At 66.6% G+C, this 14,278-nt stretch carries 12 protein-coding genes; 6 read left to right on the forward strand and 6 right to left on the reverse strand.

The features are described 5' to 3' along the window. The first annotated feature begins 12 nt into the window (after window positions 1-12). Window positions 13-1,065: an FUSC family protein gene (locus AC5RUO_RS08875; RefSeq protein WP_494009155.1), complete on the forward strand. Its 1,053-nt coding sequence runs from the start codon at window positions 13-15 to the stop codon at window positions 1,063-1,065. Here AC5RUO_RS08875 and AC5RUO_RS08880 read toward each other — a convergent pair. Genes AC5RUO_RS08880 through AC5RUO_RS08890 form a run of 3 tightly spaced genes read right to left on the reverse strand, consistent with a single transcriptional unit; the run spans window position 1,062 to window position 4,667 of the window. Then, window positions 1,062-1,973 carry a MaoC family dehydratase gene (locus AC5RUO_RS08880; RefSeq protein ID WP_494009154.1) on the reverse strand — a complete coding sequence of 304 codons (912 nt, stop codon included), beginning with the start codon at window positions 1,971-1,973 and terminating at the stop codon, window positions 1,062-1,064. The two genes, AC5RUO_RS08875 and AC5RUO_RS08880, sit on opposite strands and share 4 nt — an antisense overlap. After that, window positions 1,970-3,310, reverse strand: coding sequence for a 3-oxoacyl-ACP reductase (locus AC5RUO_RS08885; protein ID WP_494009153.1), 1,341 nt, complete (start codon window positions 3,308-3,310; stop codon window positions 1,970-1,972). The genes AC5RUO_RS08880 and AC5RUO_RS08885 overlap by 4 nt, the downstream gene beginning before the upstream one ends. Window positions 3,311-3,320: 10 nt before the next feature. Then, the gene (locus AC5RUO_RS08890; RefSeq protein WP_494103281.1) at window positions 3,321-4,667 is read right to left on the reverse strand and encodes an acetyl-CoA C-acetyltransferase; all 1,347 of its coding nucleotides are present in this window, start codon (window positions 4,665-4,667) and stop codon (window positions 3,321-3,323) included. Between AC5RUO_RS08890 and AC5RUO_RS08895 the strand changes: the two genes are divergently transcribed. Next, window positions 4,666-5,451, forward strand: a complete 786-nt coding sequence (locus AC5RUO_RS08895) for a TetR family transcriptional regulator (protein ID WP_494103282.1) — start codon at window positions 4,666-4,668, stop codon at window positions 5,449-5,451. The two genes, AC5RUO_RS08890 and AC5RUO_RS08895, sit on opposite strands and share 2 nt — an antisense overlap. Before the next feature lies 1 nt (window position 5,452). Continuing rightward, a complete protein-coding gene (locus tag AC5RUO_RS08900; protein WP_494052321.1) occupies window positions 5,453-7,561 on the forward strand; it encodes an acyl-CoA dehydrogenase family protein in 2,109 nt (702 codons plus the stop codon). A gap of 90 nt (window positions 7,562-7,651) precedes the next feature. Here AC5RUO_RS08900 and glgA read toward each other — a convergent pair whose 3' ends face one another. Beyond that, the gene (gene glgA, locus AC5RUO_RS08905) at window positions 7,652-8,857 is read right to left on the reverse strand and encodes a glycogen synthase (RefSeq protein WP_494103283.1); all 1,206 of its coding nucleotides are present in this window, start codon (window positions 8,855-8,857) and stop codon (window positions 7,652-7,654) included. 101 nt (window positions 8,858-8,958) lie between these two features. Between glgA and glgC the strand changes: the two genes are divergently transcribed. The 3 genes from glgC to AC5RUO_RS08920 all read left to right on the forward strand — a co-directional run bounded on the left by glgC (window position 8,959) and on the right by AC5RUO_RS08920 (window position 12,412). After that, complete coding sequence (glgC, locus tag AC5RUO_RS08910) at window positions 8,959-10,368, forward strand: glucose-1-phosphate adenylyltransferase (protein WP_494009148.1); 1,410 nt, start codon at window positions 8,959-8,961, stop codon at window positions 10,366-10,368. A 91-nt stretch (window positions 10,369-10,459) separates the two neighbouring features. Further along, complete coding sequence (locus AC5RUO_RS08915; RefSeq protein WP_494052319.1) at window positions 10,460-11,911, forward strand: SDR family NAD(P)-dependent oxidoreductase; 1,452 nt, start codon at window positions 10,460-10,462, stop codon at window positions 11,909-11,911. A 15-nt stretch (window positions 11,912-11,926) separates the two neighbouring features. Beyond that, window positions 11,927-12,412, forward strand: a complete 486-nt coding sequence (locus AC5RUO_RS08920) for a pyridoxamine 5'-phosphate oxidase family protein (RefSeq protein WP_494052318.1) — start codon at window positions 11,927-11,929, stop codon at window positions 12,410-12,412. Window positions 12,413-12,448: 36 nt separating this feature from the next. Here AC5RUO_RS08920 and AC5RUO_RS08925 read toward each other — a convergent pair whose 3' ends face one another. Continuing rightward, window positions 12,449-13,300 (reverse strand): transglutaminase family protein, encoded by an 852-nt coding sequence (locus AC5RUO_RS08925; protein ID WP_494009145.1) that lies wholly within the window; start codon window positions 13,298-13,300, stop codon window positions 12,449-12,451. Continuing rightward, complete coding sequence (locus tag AC5RUO_RS08930) at window positions 13,297-14,223, reverse strand: alpha-E domain-containing protein (protein ID WP_009358288.1); 927 nt, start codon at window positions 14,221-14,223, stop codon at window positions 13,297-13,299. The genes AC5RUO_RS08925 and AC5RUO_RS08930 overlap by 4 nt, the downstream gene beginning before the upstream one ends. Between the last annotated feature and the right edge of the window lie 55 nt (window positions 14,224-14,278).

The following is a 14,278-nucleotide window of genomic DNA, read 5'->3' on the forward strand; positions in this document are numbered from 1 at the left end:
CTGAAGCAGTCGTTGGAAGGACTGTCGGCGGCGTTCGCCGCCCAGCGGCTTCAACTGGCGGCGAAGGCCGCCGTTGCGGCCGGACTGGCTTTCGCCATCGCGCCGTTCATGCCGGGAGCCGCCGCCAACTATCCCTACTACGCACCGCTGGGCGCTTTGGTGGCGATGTACCACAACGTTGCCGGCTCCGTAAGGCAGGGCCTGCAGGCCCTGGTCGGGCTCGCCCTGGGCATCGGCATCGCCATCGTCCTGGTCACCATCACCGACCCGTCCCCGCTCGCCGTCGCAGCGCTAATGGGGATTGGTGTGCTGCTGGGTGGACTCCCCCGCATCGGGTCAGGCAGCGATTGGATTCCGACGGCGGCCCTGCTGGTCCTGCTGGTGGGCGGTAGCAATGCGGACGACTTTTCGTTCGGCTACCTGCTCCAGATGGGCGTGGGCGTTTCGGTGGGCATCGCCGTGAACTTCCTGCTTTGGCCGCCGCTGCACTTCAAGGCAGCAGCAGCCAGCCTGGACGATCTCCGGCGTGCCCTCGGCCGGCAACTGACCGATATGGGAACGGCCTTGAAGGAGGAGTGGCCTCCGGAGCATGAAGACTGGTCCCGCCGATCGGACGAACTTGCGGAGGCTGCCCGTTCCGTCCGGCACCTGGTCAACGAAGCGGACGCAAGCCGCCGGGCGAATCCCCGCCGGAAACGCCACCCGCGGGACGTGGACCTTGACTACCGGACCCTGCGTGAGCTTGAACGCGTGACTTTCTATATCCAGGACATGACCGATGTGCTCTCGGACGTGATCTGGGTCAGCGACGTGCCTTACGCGGTGCCGGTGCAGGACAGCGGCCCGCTTGCTGATGCCTTGACGGCGACCGGTGAGCTGCTGCACTCGTACAGCGACAGCGATGAGCCGACGCAGCGCGAGCGGTTCCAGGCCGCGAGGGATGCGGTGGAGGCCAGTATGGCCGCCACCGCATCCCGGAAAACAACGGGCGACACGGTTCCGGCGTCGGAATCGATCCTGCTGAGCCTCCACCGCATCCTGCGGGCCGTCCGGCCAGCCGACTAAAGCGCGGTGACGGAACCGCTGAAATGGCGTCGGCCGGACCGGGGGTTCCAGGCGACAAAGCGCGAACGCCGCCAGGCCCCCGAATCGTCCTGCTCGCTTCCGATCTCCAGGGCCACCCTGCACGGGAGGAACACCGGCGCGTCGAAATCGACGTCCCAGATGAAGGAATCGCCGCGGACGGAACCGACGTCGGCGAGCGCGCGTGAGGCCAGGTACATGCCATGGGCGATGGAACGACGCATGCCCAGGGCTTTCGCCGACAGGACGCTGAGGTGGATCGGGTTAAAGTCGCCGGACACGGCGGCGTACGCCCGTCCCGCGTCCACACCCAGTTGCCACAGCGCGGTCGGATCCGGTGCCTTGAAGTCGCCCTTCGGCGGTGCCGCCGAGGGCTTATCGACTCCGGGCAGGAACACCCCCTTGGCCAAATATGTGGAGGTTCCCCGCCAGGAGATGTCCTCTTTTCCTGTGAGGCGCACCTCCGCGACGACGTCCACTTGCGTACCTGCGCGGTGACCCCGGAGCTTCTCCACCCTGGCCGTGATGTCCAAGGCGTCCGTGAACAGGACGGGCGAGCGCTGTTCCACGCTGTTGTGCAGGTGGATCATGCCCAGCAGGGGCAGCGGGAAGTCATCCCTGTTCATCACACTCATGGCCACCGGGAAGGACAGGGCGTGGATGAACCCGGCGGGCAGGACGTCACTGGCCGTCTCTCCCAGCAGGTGCTGGTAGGCGGTCAGGTTGGCCACATCCACGGTCACGCCACGGACTTCATGGCTCTCCGACGGAAGGGCCGCCTGGTCGTGGGTCCCCAGCAGCCGGCGCCTGGCCGCCTGGGCGGCCGCGTTGACATACAGCTTGGACAGCGACGGCATATCGCCGAGGATGACCGGCTGCGAGGGCGTCATGCCCCCACCATGTTCTGCCCGCAGACCCGCAACACCTCACCGTTGATGCCCCCGGCGGCGTCACTGGCGAGGAACGCAATGGTTTCGGCGACGTCGGACGGCTTGCCGCCCTGCTGCAGGGAGTTGGCCCGGCGCGCCACTTCCCGCAGGGCGAACGGAATCCGCTCCGTCATTTCGGTCTCGATGAACCCCGGCGCGACGGCGTTAATGGTGCCACCGGCAGTCACCAGCAGTGGTGCCGTTGCGCGGACCATCCCCATCACTCCCCCCTTGGACGCGGCGTAGTTGGTCTGCCCCCGGTTGCCGGCAATGCCGCTGGTGGAGGCAACAGAAACAATACGTGGTGCCGGCCCGAACTGTTCAGATGCGAGCAGTGCCTCGTTGATCCGCAACTGGGCGGAAATGTTAATGTTGATCACCGAACTCCAGCGCCCGTGGTCCATGTTGGCCAGCAGCTTGTCCCGGGTGATGCCAGCGTTATGGACCATGATGTCCAACCGCCCATGCCGCTGCACGGCATGTTCCAGGATCTTCTGGCCGGCGTCTTCCCGGGTGATATCCAGCTGGAGGGCGGTCCCCTTCACCGCATTGGCCACAGCAGCCAAAGAGTCTCCTGCCGAGGGCAGGTCCACCAGCACCAGCGTTGCGCCGTCACGGTGCAGCGTGCGGGCAATCTGGGCGCCAATACCCCTGGCGGCCCCGGTTACCACGGCCACCTTGCCTGCCAGCGGCCTCTCGACGTCGTCCGGAAGGCTTCCGGCGGCGCTGGATACGGTCAGGAACTGGCCGTCCACATAGGCCGAACGGCCGGAAAGGAAGAACCGCAGCGCAGCCAGAACAGAAGGACTGGCTGCCTCCACTCCCCCGGCGAGGAGGATACCGTTCCCGGTGGCACCGGCACGGAGTTCCTTTGCCAGGGAGCGGAGGAACCCGTCCACGCCCTGCCGGGCAGCGGCCGCCGCCGGCGAGTCTGCCTCCCGGGACGGGCGCGAAACGGTCACCACGCGGGCAGAGGGGCCGAGGTCCCGGAGGGAGCCCGCTGCGGCAAGGACCGGCTTCTCAAGATCCTGGGGATGTACCACCTCGTCCAAGACCAGAATGATGGCGCCAAGCTTTTCCCGCGGTACGGCATGCCGCCGGACATCGAGGTCCCATGACAAAAGTTCTGCGGCCAGTTTGTCGGCCGCTGCCGATTCACCCAGGACTACAACAGGTCCGGTAACCAGCGGTTGCCCGGGTTCATACCTGCGCAGGACTGCCGGCTGCGGCAGTCCCAGCTTCCTGGCCACATTCTTGCCGAGCCCCTGGTTCACCAGCTGGGCGTACTTGTCCGTCATCAGGTTCCCCCTACAGCGATTCGAGAAGAGCGACGACGCCCTGTCCACCGGCCGCACAAACAGAGACCAGTCCCCGGGCCGGGCGGCCGTCGACGCTGCCCTTTTCGTGCAGCTGTTTGGCGAGTGAGGCCACAATCCTGCCTCCGGTAGCGGCGAAGGGGTGCCCGGCTGCCAGCGACGATCCGTTGACATTGAGGCGTGCCCGGTCGATCTTGCCGTATGCCCCGTCCAGGCCGAGCCGGGTCCGGCCGAATTCCTCGTCCTCCCAGGCGGCAAGCGTGCTGAGAACAGTGGCGGCGAACGCCTCATGGATCTCGAAGTAGTCGATGTCCGCCAGGGTGAGGTTGTGCCGGGCCAGCAGCCGGGGCACAGCGAAGACCGGCGCCATCAGCAGCCCGTCCTTGCCGTGCACAAAGTCCACCGCAGCGGCCTCGGCGTCCACTACCGCGGCGAGCTTGGGAAGGTCGCGGGCGTCGGCCCACTCGTCCGAGGCCAGCAGGACGGTGGAGGCGCCGTCGGTCAAGGGGGTGGAGTTGCCGGCCGTCATGGTCGCGTCGGAGCCCAGGCTCCTGCCGAAAACCGGCTTCAGGGACGCCAGCTTTTCCATCGAGGTATCAGCCCGGAGGTTGCCGTCCCGCGTAAGCCCCCGGTATGGCGTGATGAGGTCGTCGAAGAATCCCGAGTCGTATGCTGCGGCAAGGTTCCGGTGGCTGTTCAGGGCCACCTCGTCCTGCGCCTCACGGGAGATCTTCCACTGCGCCGTGGTGAGCGCCTGGTGCTCCCCCATTGAAAGACCCGTCCGCGGTTCCGCGGTACCCGGCGCCAGCGGGGCCAGGTCCTTTGGCCGAAGGCGGCTGAGGATCTGCAGCCGCTGGGGAAGGGTCTTGGCGCGGTTAAGGTCCAGGATCACTTCCCGGAGCCCCTCGCTCACGACCACCGGCGCATCGGAGGCGGAGTCCACACCGCCGGCAATTGCCGAGTCGAGCTGTCCCAGCTTGATCTTGTTCGAAAGCCCCACCACGGTTTCCAGCCCCGTAGCGCAGGCCTGCTGCAGGTCATAGGCCGGCGTCTCCGGGGACAGGGCCGAACCCAGGACTGCCTCGCGGGTGAGGTTGAAATCCCTGGAGTGCTTCAGGACCGCACCGGCCGCCACCTCGCCCAGCCGTTCATCCTGGAGCCCGAAGCGTGCGATCAGGCCGTCAAGGGCCGCCGTCAGCATGTCCTGGTTGGAGGACTTGGCGTAGGCGGCACCGGCACGGGCAAACGGAATCCTGTTTCCTCCCACAACCACCGCCCTGCGGAGGGCGGGGGTTGAACCGGCTGCGGGGCCGTTGATGGACTGTCCGTCATTGGACATGGCTGTCTCCTCTGGTCACAAGCAATTACCGATACCCAGCGTACCTGATACGCTGAGTATCGTGAATATTTCGGAACCCTTCCCTGACGCGTCACCTGCCGGGGCAACCGCCGACGGCAGATCGTCACGCTGGCAGACCCACCGGGAGGAGCGGCGGCGCGAACTGATCAAACAGGCGCGGCGCGCGGTGCACGCGCTGGGCAGCGACGCCTCCATGGAAGACATTGCCGCGGCTGCTGGAACATCCAAGTCGGTTTTCTACCGGTACTTCGGAGACAAGGCCGGCCTGCAGCAGGCCGTGGGTGAGGTAGTCCTCGACCAGATGCAGCGCCGCATCCGGGAGGCTGCCCAGAGCGCAGTGACGCCTCGGGAGGGGTTGCTGGCCATGGTGGCGGCCTACTTGCAGATGGCCGACACGAGCCCGAACGTCTATACCTTCGTAACCCGTTCCGCTGCCGCGGAGTCTGCCGACGCTGCCCCGGGAGGGCCGGTGTCCGGCGCCTTGGGACACTTCTTTGACGCCGTGGCGGAGATGATCGCAACGCCCATGCGCTCGCATCTGGGCGACGGCAAGGAATCCGTTATCGGTTACTGGCCCAAGGCAGCCATCGGCCTGGTCCGCAATGCGGGCGAACAGTGGCTGAGCACGCCTGATTCCCCCGCAAAGCCGGGCCAGGAAGCCATGGCACGGCAGATCACCGCCTGGCTGTGCGTTGGCATTGCCCCCGAACTGACCCCTTCAAGCACCACCAAACCGCCTGTCAGCACCAGCAAAGGATATTGACATGACCGAAGTAGTGGACCGCCCCGCCGGCAAGGGCCACAAGCCTGCCACCACGGCCCACCCCGTAACCGACCACGCCCAGCCTGCGGTCAACGTTGACGCGCTGGGCAAGCAGCTCCTCGGCAAGTGGGCGGCCGTCCGCCTGCAGTCAAGGGACCTGGCAGGGCGCCCCGAACTCTACAAGATCGAGGGGCTTCCGTTTACGGAGCACCGCGAACGGGTGTCCGGGCAGCTGCAGTACCTTGTGGATAACAGCGCCGTCCACCGCGCCTTCCCCTCCGCATTGGGCGGCTCGGACGACCACGGCGGCAACATCGCCGGGTTCGAGGAACTTGTCGTGGCCGACCCGTCCCTGCAGATCAAGGCAGGTGTGCAGTGGGGCCTCTTTGGTTCGGCCGTCATGCACCTGGGCACGGAAGAACACCACGCCAAATGGCTTCCCGGCATCATGAGCCTGGAAATCCCTGGCTGCTTCGCCATGACCGAAACCGGCCACGGCTCCGATGTGGCCAGCATTGCCACCACCGCCACCTACCACCCGGAAACCGAAGAGTTTGTGGTGCACACTCCCTTCCGCGCCGCATGGAAGGACTACATCGGAAACGCCGCCATCGACGGGCTGGGAGCAGTGGTGTTTGCCCAGCTCATCACCCGGGGGGTCAACCATGGCGTCCACGCTTTCTACGTCGACCTTCGCGATCCCCGGACGAGGGAATTCCTTCCGGGCATAGGCGGTGAGGATGACGGCGTCAAGGGCGGGCTCAACGGCATCGACAACGGCCGGCTGCACTTCACGAACGTCCGCATCCCCCGGGCCAACCTCCTGAACCGCTACGGTGACGTGGCCGCCGACGGCACCTACTCGTCCCCCATCGCGAGCCCGGGCCGCCGTTTCTTCACCATGCTCGGCACCCTGGTCCAGGGGCGGGTTTCCCTGGACGGGGCGGCAGTGGCTGCCTCCAAGGTAGCCCTCAAGGCAGCCGTCCACTACGCCGCCGAGCGCCGCCAGTTCAACGCGTCCAGCCACACGGACGAAGAAGTCCTGCTCGACTACCAGCGCCACCAGCGGCGGCTGTTCACCCGGCTCGCCACCACATACGCCGCCGGTTTCGCCCACGAACAGCTCCTGCAGAAGTTCGACGACGTCTTCTCCGGCGCCACCGACACAGACGCGGACCGCCAGGACCTGGAAACCCTCGCCGCGGCACTGAAACCGCTCAGCACCTGGCATGCCCTGGATACGCTGCAGGAATGCCGGGAAGCCTGCGGCGGCGCCGGCTTCCTGATCGAGAACCGGTTCGCATCGCTCCGGGCCGACCTGGATGTCTATGCCACCTTCGAGGGGGACAACACCGTCCTCCTACAACTGGTGGCCAAACGCCTCCTGGCCGACTACGCGAAGGAATTCCGCAGCGTGGACTTCGGCGTCCTGGCCCGCTACGTGGTGGGCCAGGCCACCGGCGCTGCCATCCACCGCACCGGGCTGCGGCAGGTGGCCCAGTTCATGGCGGACACGGGTTCGGTGCAGAAGGCGGCGATTGCCCTGCGTGACGAGGAAGGCCAGCGCGCCCTCCTCACCGACCGGGTGCAGACCATGGTGGCCGAGGCGGCCGCGGCGCTGAAAGGCAGCAACAGGCTCTCGCAGGAACAGGGCGCCGCCCTGTTCAACCGGCACCAGAACGAACTGATCGACGCAGCGCAGGCCCATGCCGAGCTGCTGCAGTGGGAGGCCTTCACGGAGGCGCTCCGCGACGTCACCGATCCCGGCACGAAAACAGTGCTGACCTGGCTTCGGGACCTCTTCGGCCTCAGCCTGATCGAAAAGAACCTGTCGTGGTATCTCATGAACGGCCGCCTCTCCATGCAGCGCGGCCGTACCGTGGGTGAATACATCAACCGGCTGCTGGTGAAGATCCGCCCGCACGCCCTGGACCTGGTTGATGCTTTCGGCTACGGCGACGAGCACGTCCGGGCAGCCATTGCCACCGGCGCCGAGAAGACCCGCCAGGACGAAGCCCGGGCGCACTTCCGGACCCAGCGGGCCAGCGGCAAGGCACCCGTCGACGAAAAGGTGCTGCTGGCCAGGACCGCGGCCGGGCGCCACAGCTGACCCAGGCTTGGCTGCTGACTGAGGACATGACGACGGCGCCGCCTCCCCGCGAGGGAAGCGGCGCCGTCGTCGTTCTGTTGTAAGGAACGGTCAGCGTGCCGCGGGCAGCACCGAGCGGTACACCTCAAGGGTGGTTTCGGTGATGGACTCCCAGGAGAAGTGCTCCTCGGCGCGGAGCCGGCCCGCCTGCCCCATGGCGCGGGCGCGTTCGGGGTCCGACACCACCTCGGTCAGGGCCGCGGCGAACTCGCTGACGAACTTGTCCGGGTCCAGCGGCGTGCCGGTGCCGTCCGTGACCTGCTCCAGGTCCACCAGCAGGCCGGTCTGGCCGTGCTCGACCACTTCGGGGATGCCGCCCGTGGCGCTGGCAACGACGGCGGCGCCGCAGGCCATCGCCTCGAGGTTCACGATGCCCAGCGGTTCGTAGATTGAGGGGCAGGCGAAGGCCGTGGCGTGGCTGAGCACCTGGATCAGTTCATGCCGGGGCAGCATACGTTCGATCAGCACGACGCCGGTCCGCTGGCTCTGCAGGTCCTCGATCAGCCGGGCGGTCTCGGCGGCCAGTTCCGGGGTGTCTGCCGCGCCGAGGCACAGGACCAGCTGGACGTCGTCGGGCAGCTTCGCTGCGGCCCTGAGGAGGTAGGGCACACCCTTCTGGCGGGTGTTCCTGCCCACAAACACGACGCTCGGCTTGGCGGGGTCGATGCCCAGGGCACGGACGGCGTCGTCGTTTTCGTCCCGGTTCCACAGCTCGACGTCGATGCCGTTGTGCACCACGCGGACCTTGGCCGGATCCACGCTGGGGTAGCTGCGCAGGATGTCCTGGCGCATGCCATCGGACACCGCGATGATTGCCGCTGCTGCCTCGTAAGCGGTCTTCTCGACCCAGGATGAGAGCGCGTACCCGCCGCCGAGCTGCTCGGCCTTCCACGGACGCAGCGGCTCCAGGCTGTGGGCGCTCAGGACGTGCGGGATGCCGTGCAGCAGCGAGGCCAGGTGCCCTGCCATGTTGGCGTACCAGGTGTGCGAATGGACCAGGTCCGCGCCCTCGACGTCCGGAACGATCCGCAGGTCCACGCCGAGCGTCTGGACGGCGGCATTGGCCGAGCCCAGATCCTCCGGCACGGAGTAGGACGTCACATGGGCGCCATGGTAATCGGCGTCGCGGGGAGCCCCAAAAGCACGAACCTGCAGGTCAACGTGCTTACTAAGCACCCTGCTCAATTCGGCCACATGCACCCCGGCGCCGCCGTAGATCTCCGGCGGGAACTCTTTAGTCACAATGTCTATTCGCACAAGACCCAAGGTAGTCCTTCACGCATAACTGTTCTAGTGTGAAGGAGTCCGGGCATGCCGGACTGTTTGGGGAGATACGAAGGCGTACAGGAGCGACCACTATGCCGTTGAACAAAAAAGTCCTGGCCATTGTCCTCGCAGGCGGCGAGGGAAACAGACTGATGCCACTGACGGCAGACCGCGCGAAACCGGCGGTGCCCTTCGCGGGCAGCTACCGCCTTATCGACTTTGCCCTGTCCAACCTGGTGAATTCCCGCTACCTGCAGATCGTCGTCCTGACCCAGTACAAGTCGCATAGCCTGGACCGACATATCTCCGAGACCTGGCGGATGTCCACGCAGCTGGGCAACTACGTTGCCTCGGTGCCGGCGCAGCAGCGCGTTGGCAAGAGCTGGTTCCTGGGCAGCGCCAACGCCATTTACCAGTCCCTGAACCTCATCCACGACGCCAACCCGGACATTGTGGTGGTGGTCGGCGCCGACCACGTGTACCGCATGGACTTCGCCCAGATGGTGGCGCAGCACGTCAGCAGCGGTGCCAAGGCGACCGTGGCCGCCGTCCGCCAGCCCCTCAACATGGCCAACCAGTTCGGCGTCATCGAGGTGGACCAGAACGATCCCCAGAAGATTGCCGCGTTTGTGGAGAAGCCCGCCTCCACGCCCGGCCTGGCAGCCGATCCCACCCAGTTCCTCGCCTCCATGGGCAACTACGTATTCGACGCCGACGCCCTGGTGGACGCCCTGCACGTGGACGCCGAGCGGCTGGACACCAAGCACGACATGGGCGGGGACATCATCCCCTACTTCGTCAACCAGGGCGAGGCCGGCGTCTACGACTTCACGCTCAACGAGATTCCCGGATCCACCGAGCGGGACCGCACCTACTGGCGTGACGTTGGAACGATCGACTCCTTCTACGACGCGCACATGGACCTGATCTCCCCGCTGCCGGTCTTCAACCTCTACAACTCCGAATGGCCCATCTACACCCGGCAGAGCATCTCCCCGCCGGCCAAGTTCGTCCGCGGCCAGAACAACACCGTGGGCACGGCGCTGGACTCCATCGTCTCCAGCGGCGTGGTCATCTCGGGTGGCGTGGTGGAGGGTTCTGTCCTGTCCAACGACGTCTACGTGGCAACCAGCAGCCGCGTCATCGACTCCGTCCTGATGGACAAGGTGCAGGTGGGTGCGGGCTCCGTCATCAACAGGGCCATCATCGACAAGAACGTCAAGGTTCCCGCCGGGGCAGCCATCGGACTCGACGCCGACCTGGACCGGGCGCGCGGCTACAAGGTCACCGAATCCGGCATCACCGTCCTCGCCAAAGGCCAGAAAGTTCCCGAGCCCGGGGAAGAGGAGAGGCAGCTGGCAGCCAGGAACCTGCACCTCGTCCCCAACGCGGTCAAGGCCGCCGCGGCACAGTACCCGGATGTCCGGGAGTCCGTGGACAAGGTGGCCCAGACCCACGCCGCTGCCGCGGCTGACGCCGGACCCCGGGCCCGGCTCTCCTAGCTGCTAACTGGCTTTTCCACGGTGGGCGGCACCCGTTGGGGGTGCCGCCGGCCGCGTTTAAGCTGCCGCTCCGGGCTGTAAAATTAGCCTAATGAGCTCCCCCGACCTGACCCCTGAGGAAATCCAGGCCTGCCTCAAGGTCCTGAACACCATCCACGCCTATGACGAGGAGCACCCGGACTACGTCTCGGTGCGCCGCGCCACCGGGAAGATGTTCAAGGCCGTCAAGCGGCACCGCCGGGTCACCAAGCGGGACCTCATCGCCGAAGCCGACCGCGCCGTCCTCGCCCAGACGGCAACCGCCGCGCCAGACAGGATCGACGACGAAACACGCGGCAACAAGCTCGCTCCCTCCGCCACCGGGAAAGTGGCCGGGCACCTCATCCGGTCCCGGCCGTGCTACATCTGCAAGCAGCACTACACACAGGTGGACGCCTTCTACCACCAGCTGTGCCCGGAGTGCGCTGCCTTCAGCCACAGCAAGCGCGACGCCCGGACTGACCTGACCGGCCGCCGTGCTCTGCTCACCGGAGGCCGGGCAAAGATCGGGATGTACATTGCGCTGCGGCTTCTGCGCGACGGCGCCCACACCACCATCACCACGCGTTTCCCCAAGGATGCCGCCCGCCGCTTCGCTGCCATGGAGGACAGCGGTGACTGGCTGCACCGGCTCCGCATCGTGGGCATCGACCTCCGGGACCCCGCACAGGTTATGGCCCTTACCGACTCCCTCAACGAGGCAGGTCCGCTGGACATCATCATCAACAACGCGGCGCAAACCGTCCGGCGCTCCGGCAATGCCTACAAGCCGCTGGTGGATGCCGAGGACGAGCCCCTCCCCGCCGCGCTGGAGCGGGCCAACGGCGGTCCGGAGCTGCTGACGTTCGGCCACGCGCACGACAAACACCCTTTGGCACTGGCCGGCAGCGTCACGGAGCATCCCGTCCTGGCCGGTGATGCCATCACGTCACTGGCGCTGTCCACGGGCTCGGCTTCACTGGAACGCATTGCGTCCGGGACGGCAATCGACGCCGGCGGACTGGTGCCGGACCTCGCCACGATCAACAGCTGGACCCAGGTGGTGGACGAGGTGGACCCGCTGGAGATGCTGGAAGTGCAGCTCTGCAACGTCACGGCCCCGTTCCTGCTGGTCAGCCGGCTGCGGGAAGCCATGAAACGGTCCACCGCCCGGCGCAAGTACATCGTCAACGTCTCCGCCATGGAGGGGCAGTTCTCGCGCGCCTACAAGGGCCCGGGCCACCCGCACACCAACATGGCCAAAGCCGCGCTGAACATGATGACGCGGACCAGTGCGCAGGAAATGCTGGAGACGGACGGGATCCTGATGACCGCCGTGGATACCGGGTGGATCACCGACGAACGCCCGCACTACACCAAGGTCCGGCTCATGGAGGAAGGCTTCCACGCCCCGCTGGACCTGGTGGACGGCGCCGCCCGGGTCTACGATCCCATCGTCATGGGTGAGGCCGGAGAGGACCAGTACGGCGTATTCCTGAAGGACTACAAACCCAGCCCCTGGTAGCGGTAAGCTCGCGGCATGAACGCCGAGCCAGCCTCCACTGAACAGCCGGCGTCCGCCGTGCAGAACCTCGAACACCATGAATGCTGGGCCATGCTCCGGACGGTATCCGTCGGCAGGCTCGCTATTGTGGCTGACGGGCGCCCGGACATCTTCCCCATCAACTACGCCGTGGACGGCGGCACGGTGGTGTTCCGAACCGGCGAAGGCACCAAGTTGTCCGGTGCCTCGGGCGACTCTGCCGTTGCGCTTGAGGCCGACGGCGTGGATCCCTCGACGGGCATGGCGTGGAGCGTGGTGGTCAAGGGCACCTCTGCAGTGGTCAGGGGCACCGAGGACGTCCTGGACACCGCCCGGCTGTACCTCTTTCCCTGGCAGGCCGGGCACAAGGACGCCTTCGTCCGGATCACGCCGGACAGCGTGACCGGCCGCCGGTTCAAGGTGACCGAACCCCTGACGTGGTGGACCCAGCACAGCAGCGCTGCAAAGTCCTCGCCGGAATAATCCGGCCAGGGACCCTGAGCCGGGCCCCGGGCGTGGTCAGGCGAGCTGGGTGATCTCCACGCTCACGCTCAGGGCCGAACCGCCGCCGCCGGACAGGATGCCCTTGAGCGGGGAGACGTCGCGGTAGTCCCGTCCCCGTGCCACGGTGACGTGGAAATCGCCGGCGGGCTTGTGGTTAGTGGGGTCCCAGCTCCGCCACTCCCCGTCCCACCACTCCAGCCAGGCGTGTGACTGTCCGGCGACCGTTTCCCCGATGCCGGCGCTGGAGCGTGGGTGGAGGTAGCCGGAGACGTAGCGGGCCGGTATGCCGCAGCTGCGCAGCGCCCCGATCGCAAGGTGGGCCAGGTCCTGGCAGACGCCTTGGCGCTGGCCCCAGGCCTCTTCTGCGTTGGTGGTGACGCCGGTGGAGCCGGACATGTAGGTCATCTCGCCGCGCATCCACGCGAAGATCGCCATGGCGGCCTCGTGTGGGTTCTTGCCGGCAACCACCTGCGGGATGATTCCCAGGACCTCCCCGCCGGGGCCGCTGAGCCGGGACTGCGGCAGCCAGTCGCTGAACGTGTTCAGGGTTTCCGGCGACGCGAGGACGTCCCAGCCCACGATGTCCGCCTCGGACGGGATCTTCTCGGCCCGGTGCACCTCGACGGTGATGTTGGAGACCACCTCCAGGTGCTCATGCGGCATCTGCATGTCGAAGGCGGTGACCCTGGTGCCCCAGTAGTCGCGGTAGGTGCTGACGGCCGCCTGCGACGGCGAAACCTTCACCACCGATTCCAGCACCACCTGCTGGGAGTCCGTCAGCGGCGTCATCCTTGCCTCGTTGTAGGACAGGGTGACGCGCTTGTTGTACTTGTACGCCGTCTTGTGGGCGATGCTCAGCCGGGTCATGAAACTTCTCCCACCCAGGCCAGTTCATCCGCCTGATTGAAGTACTTACGGGAAATGGCGTCCGAAGCCTGGGACACTGCCTTCTGCACGCGCTCCATGTGTTCGGGCAGCTCGGACATGAGGTCGTCAGTGCGGTGGAACTCAAGGAACGTGCGGGCCTGGCCCACGATGCGGCGGGCGTCGTTGATGAAGCCCACCCGCTGTGCGGAGGGATCGAGTTTGGCCAGGCATTCGTCGGCGTCGCGCAGGGCGTAGACGATGGAGCGGGGGAACAGCCGGTCCAGCAGCAGGAACTCGGCCGCGTGCTGGTCGCCGAAGGCCGCCCGGCGGGTCCGGAGGAAGGACTCGTAGGCGCCCGCGCAGCGGAGCATGTTCACCCAGGACATGCCTGCGGACAGGACGTCCCGGGTGGACAGCATGCGGGCGGTCATGTCCGCGCGTTCCAGGGAGCGGCCCAGCACCAGGAACAGCCAGCTCTCGTCATGGCTCACGGTGGTGTCCGCCAGGCCGCTGACCATGGCGGTGCGTTCCAGCGTCCAGTTGCAGAACCGGTAGGTGCCCACCACGTCCTTGCGGTGCTGGCTCAAACCGTAATAAGTGGTGTTGAGGCTTTCCCAAAGGCCGGAGGACACTGTTTCGCGGGCACGCCGTGCGTTCTCGCGGGCAGCCCCGAGGGAGCCGGCGATGGACGTGGCGCTGGTCTTGTCATACGCCAGGGCGTGCAGGAGTTCCGGCAGCCCGAAGTCCTCGTTCTGCGGCCGGGCGCCCATGACGGCCAGGAGTTCCTGGGCCACGCTCTTGCGTTCTTCCATGGGCAGGTGGTTCAGCCGCTCCAGGTGGACGTCCAGGATGCGTGCGGTGCCGTCCGCCCGCTCCACGTAGCGGCCGATCCAGAACAGGGATTCGGCAATTCGGCTAAGCATTCGCGGCTACCTCCTGCGGGCCCGAAAAGGGAAAAGACTTCTGCCGGGTTGCATC

The sequence above is a fragment of the Arthrobacter sp. Y3221087 genome (assembly GCF_059089905.1).

Coding starts and splice junctions, on each gene's coding strand:
- AC5RUO_RS08880 (WP_494009154.1), bottom strand. CDS start 1,973: ATGACGCCCTCGCAGCCGGTCATCCTCGGCGATATGCCGTCGCTGTCC.
- AC5RUO_RS08885 (WP_494009153.1), bottom strand. CDS start 3,310: ATGACGGACAAGTACGCCCAGCTGGTGAACCAGGGGCTCGGCAAGAAT.
- AC5RUO_RS08895 (WP_494103282.1), top strand. CDS start 4,666: ATGGCTGTCTCCTCTGGTCACAAGCAATTACCGATACCCAGCGTACCT.
- AC5RUO_RS08890 (WP_494103281.1), bottom strand. CDS start 4,667: ATGTCCAATGACGGACAGTCCATCAACGGCCCCGCAGCCGGTTCAACC.
- AC5RUO_RS08900 (WP_494052321.1), top strand. CDS start 5,453: ATGACCGAAGTAGTGGACCGCCCCGCCGGCAAGGGCCACAAGCCTGCC.
- glgC (WP_494009148.1), top strand. CDS start 8,959: ATGCCGTTGAACAAAAAAGTCCTGGCCATTGTCCTCGCAGGCGGCGAG.
- AC5RUO_RS08915 (WP_494052319.1), top strand. CDS start 10,460: ATGAGCTCCCCCGACCTGACCCCTGAGGAAATCCAGGCCTGCCTCAAG.
- AC5RUO_RS08920 (WP_494052318.1), top strand. CDS start 11,927: ATGAACGCCGAGCCAGCCTCCACTGAACAGCCGGCGTCCGCCGTGCAG.
- AC5RUO_RS08925 (WP_494009145.1), bottom strand. CDS start 13,300: ATGACCCGGCTGAGCATCGCCCACAAGACGGCGTACAAGTACAACAAG.
- AC5RUO_RS08930 (WP_009358288.1), bottom strand. CDS start 14,223: ATGCTTAGCCGAATTGCCGAATCCCTGTTCTGGATCGGCCGCTACGTG.